At 42.7% G+C, this 869-nt stretch carries 1 protein-coding gene and 1 pseudogene; both read right to left on the reverse strand.

Annotated elements, in window-relative coordinates:
• Positions 1-113 (reverse strand): annotated as a pseudogene (locus F0226_RS22375) (GNAT family N-acetyltransferase); the annotation flags it as partial.
• A gap of 136 nt (positions 114-249) precedes the next feature.
• Entirely contained in the window at positions 250-738 is a 489-nt protein-coding gene (locus tag F0226_RS22380) for a 2-thiouracil desulfurase family protein (RefSeq protein WP_171737694.1), read from the reverse strand.
• Positions 739-869 lie beyond the last annotated feature (131 nt).

Below are 869 nucleotides of genomic sequence, written 5' to 3' on the forward strand. Positions count from 1 at the left end.
ACATCTAGAGCATGAACACTTTCTGGAGGTGAAGTTGCATACATATCAGCCAAGTGCTCTTCGAGCAATTCAATGACTTCACCACCCGATAAATCATCTATTTTAATTTCCATATTCCGAACTTTCCTTATTCGTATAACGCCCGCTTAAGTTGTGAGCAACGAAACCAGACTGTCCGCATTGCACCGTAACCACAAAACTGATTTGAACCCAAAATGGCACACGTTGCGAATCAGCTTGAAGCGCTTGTTAGCTATGTATTTCCAGCGCCATACGGAGTTGTTCTATCGTATGCTGACTGAATACTTTAATGCTATTACGCTCTAACAATGCAGCAGCCACCCCAGAGCCATCGATTTTAATACCATCGAATGTGCCATCGTAAATTTTAGAACTTCCACAAGAAGGGCTGCCTTCTGCGAGTACCGCATACTTTATTTGCTGTTTTTGACAGAGCTCTAAAGCATTCTTCGCCCCACTTACAAATTGAGTTGTAACATCAATGCCATCATTTCCAACAACGTTCGCTGAACCGTCAAGTACATCAATTCCCTTCCCTTCGATTATTTCAGCAGGTGCTCTCGGAGTAGGTAATCCTGCGGACACCTCAGGACAAAAGACCACTAACTCTACGTTTGATTTAAGCCAGCACAAATCAAGCTCTGGGATTGATAAACAACTTGCATTGTATCTAACTTTATTTCCAACCAAGCACGAACTAACAAGAACTTTTAACACTGGAACTCCTTTATGTGTGAGAAATAGCTAACGCCCAATTAAGGTGTGAGCCACGCAACTACAACACTCAACTTGGACGCCGTAAACACTAAACTAAACCCAAACCAAAAATGCCAAGCGTGGGGAATCAC

Source organism: Vibrio sp. 99-70-13A1 (assembly GCF_013114625.1).
Lineage (GTDB): Bacteria > Pseudomonadota > Gammaproteobacteria > Enterobacterales > Vibrionaceae > Vibrio.